The following is a 1306-nucleotide window of genomic DNA, read 5'->3' on the forward strand; positions in this document are numbered from 1 at the left end:
TCAACAACAAAACCTAGCGGAATATAAGAAATTATTGCTATACCTTCTTTCGTTTTATTGTACACGATGAATGAGCCGCAGTCAGAGCCTATAGCGACTCTCAAAGTGACGGGGAATCAATGATACTGAAAATACCAATATTCTTTTTCTTTCACCGATAAAGAAAGTGCTAAAACGGATAATTTAGATTTTGGCGTTCTTTTAGCTTCTGCCGCTGCGGAGAGAAATGGGTTATTCGGGTTGGAGGCTGTTCTTGATATCTCTAAGCTTAAAGCAGATTTGAATATCTGGCGCAACTCTTTCAGATACGAATTTTTATGGGATTTTATAGATATGTGGGATAACAAAACGCCCAAAAGAATAGAAATAGAAGCTTACATGGTAGCGGGTGTAGCCGCTGGCCCTTCTATATTCCCTGAATCCGCTATAGATGATTATGACGCGGCGTTAGGGGAATCCAGGGTGAATTCGGATTTAAGGTTAAACTACTTGTTGGAAACCAGCAATTTTATAGCTTTCCCTCAGGATGAAACTGTTCGTGTTTTGGTAACGTCTGAGGATGTTATACATAGCTGAGCTGTTCCTTCTTTCGGTGTAAAAGTGGACGCGGTTCCAGGCAGGCTTAATCAAGTTTTTGTTAATGCTTATGACGATGGCGTTTTTTACGGTCAGTGCAGCGAAATATGTGGTGTGAACCACTCTTTTATGCCCATAAAGGTAAGAGTTATGAGTAAAAGTTGTTTTTATAATTGGTTGCTTTTTAGGTTTACTTCCGTAAAAAAATAGTATGGCAAAAAAAGTCATAAAAAAAGATTTTTTGGATATCCACAAAAGGTTTTCTGTGCATGTTTCATTTTCTAAGCGCTCCATTCGCCTTCTTTTATTGTCTGAAAAGGGGGTAATAGCCTGGAAAACGTCAAGGTCAGAAAATTTTTTTAGAAAAGCTAGGGTTACACGTATCACCGCTTCTCATATAGGTATGCTAATGGGTGCACACATGAAGTCGTTGGGCATAAAAACTTGTGGGATTGTGCTAACGGGCGCTGGTAGAAAATCTTTTAGTAGAGCGTTATTGTTTAGTCTCGTGGACGCAAGCGCCGTTTCAATCGTTACAGTCGAGTTAAAACAGAGCATACGGTTTGGTGGTACTAAACTTTCAAAAAGAGCTAGGAAATAAGCGAGTAGTGCGTTTTTAGTTTTGCCGATTTCAATTAGATGCTAGTACTACAAAGTGTAATTTCTGAGTTATCTCTTGATGTCAAAAAAAGCAGTTTTGTGGATACTACGTTGTTATCATCGAATTGTT

2 protein-coding genes and 1 pseudogene are annotated in these 1306 nt (G+C 38.7%); all 3 read left to right on the plus strand.

The window, feature by feature from the left end:
- Positions 1 to 279: 279 nt before the first annotated feature.
- The 3 genes and pseudogenes from ACQR30_RS11295 to ACQR30_RS11305 all read left to right on the plus strand — a co-directional run bounded on the left by ACQR30_RS11295 (position 280) and on the right by ACQR30_RS11305 (position 1177).
- Complete coding sequence (locus ACQR30_RS11295; RefSeq protein WP_429735113.1) at positions 280 to 576, plus strand: hypothetical protein; 297 nt, start codon at positions 280 to 282, stop codon at positions 574 to 576.
- Positions 577 to 588: 12 nt separating this feature from the next.
- Positions 589 to 786 (plus strand): annotated as a pseudogene (locus tag ACQR30_RS11300) (hypothetical protein); the annotation flags it as partial.
- A gap of 1 nt (position 787) precedes the next feature.
- Positions 788 to 1177: a hypothetical protein gene (locus ACQR30_RS11305; protein WP_429735115.1), complete on the plus strand. Its 390-nt coding sequence runs from the start codon at positions 788 to 790 to the stop codon at positions 1175 to 1177.
- The last annotated feature ends 129 nt before the right edge of the window (positions 1178 to 1306 follow it).

Source organism: Arachidicoccus sp. (assembly GCF_050436765.1).
Classification (GTDB): Bacteria; Bacteroidota; Bacteroidia; order Chitinophagales; family Chitinophagaceae; genus Arachidicoccus.

Excerpts from the sequence above, each read along its gene's own strand:
- ACQR30_RS11305 (WP_429735115.1), top strand. The coding sequence starts at position 788 with ATGGCAAAAAAAGTCATAAAAAAAGATTTTTTGGATATCCACAAAAGG.